Source organism: Stenotrophomonas sp. P5_B8, from assembly GCF_054049855.1.
In genome coordinates, this window is record NZ_JBFULO010000181.1 from 1 (window position 1) to 7,520 (window position 7,520).

Sequence of the window (7,520 nt, forward strand, 5' to 3'; positions counted from 1 at the left end):
GGAGATCGTCTACGGTGAATCCGACCTGGCCCGTTACGTGCGTGATGCGGTGAAGGTCTCCAACGATTCGCCGGTGCYRCTGGACCGCTTCCTGGACAACGCGGTGGAAGTGGACGTGGACATCATTGCCGACAAGGACGGCAACGTGCTGATCGGTGGCGTGATGGAGCACATCGAGGAGGCCGGCGTGCATTCGGGCGATTCATCCTGCTCGCTGCCGCCGTACTCGCTGTCGGCTGAAACCCAGGCCGAGCTGCGCCGCCAGGTGGTCGAGCTGGCCAAGGCCCTGAACGTGGTCGGGCTGATGAACACCCAGTTCGCCATCCAGGCCGGCGAGAACGGCGAAGACATCGTCTACCTGCTGGAAGTGAACCCGCGTGCCTCGCGCACCGTGCCGTTCGTGTCCAAGGCCACCGGCATGGCGCTGGCCAAGATCGCCGCGCGCTGCATGGCCGGCAAGACCCTGGCCGAACAGGGCGCCATCAAGGAAATCGTGCCGGACTACTACTCGGTCAAGGAAGCGATCTTCCCGTTCGCCAAGTTCCAGGGCGTCGACCCGATCCTCGGGCCGGAGATGCGCTCCACCGGTGAGGTGATGGGCGTGGGCCGCAGCTTCAGCGCTGCCTTCGCGCGTGCGCAGGAAGCCGGCGGCATCAAGGCGCCGCCGCTGGGCAAGGCGTTCGTCTCGGTCCGTGATCCGGACAAGAAGCGCGTGCTGCCGGTCGCCAAGGCACTGGTCGAGCGCGGCTACACCCTGGTGGCCACCCGTGGCACCGGCGCGTGGCTGCAGGAGCACGGCATGGCCTGCGAAATCGTCAACAAGGTGGTCGAAGGCCGCCCGCACATCGTCGATTCGATCAAGAACGGCGAGATCGTCTACATCGTCAACACGACCGAAGGTCGCGCGGCGATCAATGACTCCTTCTCGATCCGTCGCGAAGCGCTGCAGCATCGCGTCACCTATTCGACCACCATCGCCGGCGCCATGGCGCTGGTGCAATCACTGGAATTCCGCGGCACCGGCCCCGTCTGGTCGCTGCAGGAACTGCACAAGGAGTTGAACGCATGAGAGCACCGATCACCCTGAAGGGCGCGCAGCGTCTGCGCGAAGAGCTTGACCACCTGAAGTCGGTCAAGCGCCCGAAGGTCATCGCGGCGATCGCCGAAGCGCGTGAGCACGGCGATCTCAAGGAGAACGCCGAGTACCACGCCGCGCGCGAAGAGCAGGGCTTTATCGAAGGCCGCATCAAGCAGCTGGAAGGCGAGCTTTCGCATGCCGAGATCATCGACATCACCAAGCTCAATGCCGGCAGCAAGGTGGTGTTCGGCGCCACCGTCGAGTTGTGCGACGTGGAGAGCGATGAAGAGAAGCGCTACCAGATCGTGGGCGACCTGGAGGCCGACATCAAACTCGGCCTGATCGCGATCTCCTCGCCGCTGGCACGCGCCCTGATCGGCAAGCTGGAAGGCGATGCGGTCACCATCGACGCACCGGCCGGCCAGCGCGAGTACGAAATCGTCAGCGTCCAGTACCTGGCCTGACATGGCCACGGCGACATTGCTGTTGCCGGCGCGCAGCCGCTTCCCGGCCGCGCCTTTGCCCGACGACGTGGCGAAGGCGCTGGGGCGCGCCGAGCGCAGCAGCGTCGACGGGGGCGAGCGTGCCCAGCTGCAGCGGCATTTCCAGCTGCAGCCGGCGCACTGGCCGGTGGCCGCACTGACCCGCCAGCTGGACGTCGGCGATGCCGGCGAGGCGGTCTGGCTGCGCGCCGATCCGGCCAACGTGGTGCCGGACATGCAGGGCGCGCGGATGATGGGTCACGGCGATACGCTGCGGCCTGATGCGGAGGATGTGGCCCGGTTGTTGCCGGCGCTGCAGCCGCTGTTTGCCGGGTTCGGCTTCACCCTGGATGCCCCGGTGCCGTCGCGCTGGTACCTGCGCCTGCCGCCGGGAACCACGCTGCCGGACTTCCACAGCCCCGATGATGTGCTCGGCGATGACCTGTTCGCGCATCTGCCCGAAGGCGATGCGGGCCGCCGTTGGCGTGCCCTGCTGACCGAAGCGCAGGTGGTGCTGCATACCCACGACTGGAACCAGCAGCGCGTGGCCGACGGCAAGCGGGCGATCAATTCGCTGTGGTTCTGGGGCGGCGGCGAGTTGCCGCAGTCGGTGCAGACCGCGCACGCCCAGGTCCGCAGCCGCGAGGCCCTGCTGCAGGCCCTGGCCAAGGCCGCCGGCCTGCAGGCCGACAACGAACAGCAGGTGGACGCCTTGGTCGACCTGCGCCAGCTACGCTCGCTCGACCAGCTCGGCAATGATGCGATCCGTCCGTTGCTGTCGGCCGTGCAGCGCGGTGAACTGCGGCGGCTGGTGCTGGATTTCGAGGACGGCGTACGTTTCGAAATCGACAAGGGCCAACGCTGGCGGTTCTGGAAAAAGCCGATACAACTGCACGACGCGTGAGGCGCAGCCACCCGTGGGGTGGCGCTACCGGATCGGCGTGTGCGTCGTGGGTCATCGCCAGCAGCCGGTATCATGGCTRCGTCGAAACCTGTTTCGGCGTTCCGCCCGCCATTCGAGTCTGCCTTGCCTTCTTCCGATACGCCCCAGATCCAGCGCCGTCCGCGTGTACCCCTTGCCGCCGACTGGCCGGCCGACATGTTGCCGCTGCTGCAGCGCCTGTACGCCGCACGCGGGGTGACCGACGCCGCGCAGGCGCAGCCGAAGCTGGCCCAGCTGCACGCACCGGAGCTGATGGGCAGCATGCAGGCGGCGGTGGAGCTGCTGGCCAAGGCCATCGCCAACAACGAACGCATTCTGGTGGTCGGTGATTTCGACTGTGATGGGGCCACCGCCTGCGCGGTGGGTGTGCGCGGGTTGCGCATGCTTGGGGCGCGCGACGTGGTGCACGCGGTGCCCAACCGCATGCTGCATGGGTATGGCCTGTCGCCGTCGCTGGTGGCGGACCTGGCGCCGCTGCAGCCGGGCCTGCTGGTCACCGTCGACCATGGCATCGCCTGCCATGCCGGTGTCACCGCCGCCAAGGCGCTGGGCTGGAAGGTGCTGGTCACCGACCACCATCTGCCCGGCGAACACCTGCCGCCCGCCGATGCGCTGGTGGACCCCAACATCGACGGCGATGCCTTCCCGAGCAAGGCGCTGGCCGGCGTCGGGGTGATCTTCTATGTATTGATGGCGCTGCGCCGACACCTGCGCGCGCAGGGCGCCTTTGCCGCCACCCGCGAACCGGACCTGTTGACCCTGTTGGACCTGGTTGCAGTCGGCACCGTCGCCGATCTGGTTGCCCTGGATGCCAACAACCGTGCACTGGTATCGGCCGGCCTGCGCCGGTTGCGCAGCGGGCAGGGCTGCGTGGGCCTGCAGGCACTGATCGAAGCCAGCGGCCGCGACCCGGCGCGCCTGAGCGCTACCGACATCGGCTTCGCGCTCGGCCCACGGCTCAATGCCGCCGGCCGCCTGGAAGACATGGCGTTGGGCATCGAGCTGCTGCTGACCGAAGACCGCAGCCAGGCGCGCGAGATCGCCCAGACCCTGGAGCAGATCAACGCCGAGCGCCGCGCGGTGCAGCAGTTGATGACCGACGATGCGGAACTGGCGGTATCCCGCGCGGTACTCAGCGCCGAGGGCGAGCGCCCGATCGCCGCCTGCCTGTTCGATGCCGAGTGGCATCCCGGCGTGGTCGGCCTGGTCGCTTCGAAGATGAAGGACCGCCTGCACCGCCCGGTGATCGCCTTCGCCCCGTCCGAACCGGGCAGCGATTCGCTGCGCGGTTCGGCCCGATCCATTCCCGGCTTCCACATCCGTGATGCATTGGCGCTGGTCAATGCCGCGCACCCGGGCCTGATCGACAAGTTCGGTGGCCACGCCATGGCCGCCGGCCTGAGCCTGCCACATGCACGCCTCGAGGATTTCCAGCAGGCCTTCGTCGCCGTGGTCGGCACCCGCATGGACCCGGCGTCGTTGCAGCAGCACCTCATGAGCGATGGCGAGCTGGCCGCCGATGAGCTGGACTACCGCCACGCCGAAGCGCTGCGTCTGGCCGGTCCGTGGGGCCAGGCCTTCCCCGAGCCGCTGTTCGACGGCCATTTCCAGGTCGCACGCTGGCAGGTGTTGAAGGAAAAGCACCTGAAACTCAGCCTGCGCGTGCCCGGGCGCGCCGAGCCGCTCAACGCGATCCACTTCAGTGGCTGGAAGGGCAACGCGCCCGCCAACCACGTGCACATCGCCTACCGGCTGGTCAGCGACGATTACCGTGGCGGCGGTGCGATCCAGCTGATCATCGAGCATTGCGCCGACGCCTGATGTCCGCCGTCGCGCCTGCTGCGCCCTCTACATCCCGTTTGTGTTCCTGACCATGACTGCCCACGCCCTCGTGCTTCCATCGCCCATCGAACGCTTCGACCTGCAGAGCCAGATCGTCCTGCAGGGTGACCCTGCAGCCCGCGCCACGCTCTCGGCGCGGGAAGGATTCGAGTTCCCGGATCTGGCGGGCTCGCGCCAGAGCATCGCGTGGCTGCTGCAGAACGAGTTGTCCGTCCGGGTAGCGGTGGAGGGCGCCGAGTCCGGCACCGAGGGCGTCGGCGTCGAACAGGCCGTTGCCGCAGTGATGGCGCGCTTGGGCCGTACCCGTTGCGTGGCCGACCACTACCAGCCTTCGGAGGATCCGGACGACTACAGGAACGCGGACGACCAGGTCGGTGCGCTCGACTTCACCTGCCATCTGCCCGATCCTGCCCCGCTGCGCCAGCACTACGCCGAACTGCGCGAAGCGGCTACGCCGCTGGAGCGCCAGCAACGCTCACACCGCTTGCTGCTGGCCTACGTGGAGCACCTGCGTTCGGCTCCGGACCGGCCGGTGCGCGGGCACCATGCCACGTGGTCGCGGCCGTGGACGGCCGACCACGCGGTCATGCAGAGCATGGCGGTGATGGACACGATCCTGCCGGAGCTGTTTCCCTTTGATGGTTGGGACCAGGACGAGGACTGAGTGGACGCCGGCACCACGGATACCCCGCGCTGAAGCGGCCAGGTCCGTGCCGCGCCTTACTCCACTACCTTGGTCACCAGCGTCGCCATCTCCCACGCGCCACCGGCCGACACCAGCCGGCACAGTCCGGTGCTGGACACAGCGGTCTTGACGAACTGCGTGCCGGTCCAGCCCCAGCTCGTGGAGTAGAAGCAGTCGCCGAGGCCGCGGCCCTTGCTGGCCTGCTGGATGGTGCGCACGTCATCATCCATCCCCGAGGCGGTCACCAGCCTGGGCTGGTAGGGCGCGTGGTCGTTGACCACCCAGTAGCCGTCACCGGTGTTGTAGGCGGCACGCCAACAGCCCTGCGACACCAGCAGTTTGTCCGCGCTCAGCCGGTGCACGCTGGTCTCCTGCGGGCCCTCATCGGACATCGCGCCGTTGCCGGGATGCAACGCTTCGCACTCGTCTGCCGTAGTGGCCTTCACCAGCGCCGCACGCAGCGCGGCAGCGTTGGCCAGCGCCGCGTCGGCAGGACGGGTGGGGACGATCTTGCCGAGCTTCACTACCGGCACCGGCAGTGCCGGCAGCACGGTGCTTTCGGCCGCGCTGCCCTTGCGCATCAGCGCGCCGGGCGTGCCCAGCCGGCCCTGGAATTCGTCCATTTTCAACAGCACCGCCGATGCACCGCGGTCGGACACGGTCCAGCGCTTGCCGTTATTGCCGACCAGCACGATGCGGCTGTCACGGGTCAACGACTTGAGCAGCGCGGCCACCTGTGCCGGCGAGAGGTCGGCGGTGCCGTCGGCGGGGGTGTACTTCAGTGCGCCCAGCTTGGCGTCGTTGATCTGCAGCGACAGTTGTTTCGGCAGGGTGGTCTCGTCGTACTGGCCCAGCATCAGCTCGGCCTTCACCGGCTGGCCGGGACCGGCCAGGCGGGTCAACAGGATCGAGACCGGTTCGTTACCGCCGTCTTCGTCGTTCTGGTAGCCAGCAGCGCGGCAGGTGCGGGTGTTGTCGCAGGCCAAGGTCCAGTCGTTGTGGGTGAAGCTCAGTCCGCTGCTGGCGTCGGGCGCGGCCTGGGCCGGCAGGATCGGGGTCAACAGCAACAGGGGAAGCAGGGCGGGCAGGCGCACGTGGACGTCCTTGTGGTGGTACATCAGGGGAGCGGCATCTTGGCCCAGGACGGTGGACACGCCAAGCCTTGCATCGCGTCGACCCCGTTTACCGGCATGATCCGTTCAACCTGCTGTCATCGGATCGGGAGCGTCACATGGAACGCGCACTTCGTGGGATCGGCATGCTGGGCATGCTGTGGCTGGGAACGCAGGCCGGCATGGCGCAGACGCGCCCGGCAGCCACGCCGCAGCCGCCAGCGGTAGCGCCGCTGCTACAGGTGGCCGGCGCCGAGGTGCCAGTGCAGTTGCGCCAGGTCAGCCTGGACAGCCGGGTCGTGGCCGGGCTCGGCGAGACCCGCATCGAGATGGAGTTCTTCAACCCCAATGCGCGGGTGCTGGAAGGGCAACTCGAGTTTCCGCTCGCCGATGGCCAGCAGATCGCCGGGTTCGCCTTGGACATCGACGGGGTGCTACGCGATGCGGTGCCGGTGCCCAAGGCGCAGGGACGCCAGGTGTTCGAGGCGATCGAACGGCGCCGGGTCGACCCTGGCCTGCTGGAACAGACCGCCGGCAACCAGTTCCGCCTTCGCATCTACCCGATTCCCGCCCGTGGCAGCCGCCGCGTGGCGCTGACCTTCCGCGAGACCTTGCCGGTGGATGCACAGGGCCTGCGCTGGAACCTGCCGTTGCAGTTCGCCCGCGACGCCAGGCAGGTGACGCTACGGCTGGACGCGCGTGGCACCGGCAAGCCGGTGGTGGGCGCAGCACTTCCCTGGACGTTCCAGGCCCGCGATGGCGCCCACGTGGCGCAATGGCAGGGTGCCGGGAGGGCCCTGCCGGCGCAGGCGCAGATCCGCTTGCCGCAGGTACGCCAGTTGGATGCGGTCACCGGCCTGCGCGAGGGCGAGCGCTATCTGTTGGCGCAGATACCGGTACCGGCCCAGGCCGCCCCGCGCGCGTTGCCCAAGCGGGTAGGGCTGCTGTGGGATGCCTCCGGATCGGCCCGACAACGCGACCGCGCCACCGAAACGGCGGTGCTGGACCGCTATTTCCGCGCCATCGGCGACGGTGAGGTGGAGCTCACCGTACTGCGTGACCATGCCGAAGCGCCGCGCAGCTTCCGCATCCGCGGCGGTGACTGGAGCGGGCTGCGCGCGCACTTGACCTCGCTGCCGTTGGACGGCGCCAGTGCATTGGGTGCATGGACGTCGCGCGCCGATATCGGCGAGTACCTGCTGGTCAGCGACGGGCTGTCCAACTATGGCCGACAGGCGCTGCCGCCGTTGGCGGCTGGCCAGCGCCTGTACGCATTGAGCAGCGCCGGTGCACGCACCGATGGTGCGCGGCTGCGCGCCTGGACCCAGGCCCATCACGGCCAGGCGCTGGTGCTGTCCAGTGCCGCCGAGGTCGACGC

General features: G+C 68.4%; 7 protein-coding genes. 6 read left to right on the forward strand and 1 reads right to left on the reverse strand.

Going from position 1 to position 7,520, the window contains the following annotated elements:
- The 5 genes from ACXJKH_RS11380 to ACXJKH_RS11400 all read left to right on the forward strand — a co-directional run.
- On the forward strand, nucleotides 1-1,069 hold a 1,069-nt coding region (locus ACXJKH_RS11380; RefSeq protein ID WP_457319514.1), incomplete at its 5' end, for an ATP-binding protein.
- An 8-nt stretch (nucleotides 1,070-1,077) separates the two neighbouring features.
- On the forward strand, nucleotides 1,078-1,542 hold the full coding sequence (greA, locus tag ACXJKH_RS11385) for a transcription elongation factor GreA (protein ID WP_457319519.1): 465 nt from the start codon (nucleotides 1,078-1,080) through the stop codon (nucleotides 1,540-1,542).
- Nucleotide 1,543: 1 nt separating this feature from the next.
- Nucleotides 1,544-2,464 carry a phosphoglycerate mutase gene (locus ACXJKH_RS11390; RefSeq protein ID WP_457319515.1) on the forward strand — a complete coding sequence of 307 codons (921 nt, stop codon included), beginning with the start codon at nucleotides 1,544-1,546 and terminating at the stop codon, nucleotides 2,462-2,464.
- A 72-nt stretch (nucleotides 2,465-2,536) separates the two neighbouring features.
- Nucleotides 2,537-4,324, forward strand: coding sequence for a single-stranded-DNA-specific exonuclease RecJ (gene recJ, locus ACXJKH_RS11395; RefSeq protein ID WP_457319516.1), 1,788 nt, complete (start codon nucleotides 2,537-2,539; stop codon nucleotides 4,322-4,324).
- Nucleotides 4,325-4,376: 52 nt separating this feature from the next.
- A complete protein-coding gene (locus tag ACXJKH_RS11400; protein WP_457319517.1) occupies nucleotides 4,377-5,009 on the forward strand; it encodes a hypothetical protein in 633 nt (210 codons plus the stop codon).
- A 56-nt stretch (nucleotides 5,010-5,065) separates the two neighbouring features.
- On the opposite strand, the gene ACXJKH_RS11405 is transcribed toward ACXJKH_RS11400, so the two are convergent.
- Nucleotides 5,066-6,148, reverse strand: coding sequence for a DUF1176 domain-containing protein (locus tag ACXJKH_RS11405; RefSeq protein WP_457319520.1), 1,083 nt, complete (start codon nucleotides 6,146-6,148; stop codon nucleotides 5,066-5,068).
- A 113-nt stretch (nucleotides 6,149-6,261) separates the two neighbouring features.
- Here ACXJKH_RS11405 and ACXJKH_RS11410 point away from each other — a divergent pair.
- On the forward strand, nucleotides 6,262-7,520 hold a 1,259-nt coding region (locus ACXJKH_RS11410; protein WP_457319518.1), incomplete at its 3' end, for a VIT domain-containing protein.

Bases quoted from the DNA above. Each gene is read 5' to 3' on its own strand.
- ACXJKH_RS11390 (WP_457319515.1), top strand. From the start codon at position 1,544: ATGGCCACGGCGACATTGCTGTTGCCGGCGCGCAGCCGCTTCCCGGCC.
- ACXJKH_RS11400 (WP_457319517.1), top strand. From the start codon at position 4,377: ATGACTGCCCACGCCCTCGTGCTTCCATCGCCCATCGAACGCTTCGAC.
- ACXJKH_RS11405 (WP_457319520.1), bottom strand. From the start codon at position 6,148: ATGTACCACCACAAGGACGTCCACGTGCGCCTGCCCGCCCTGCTTCCC.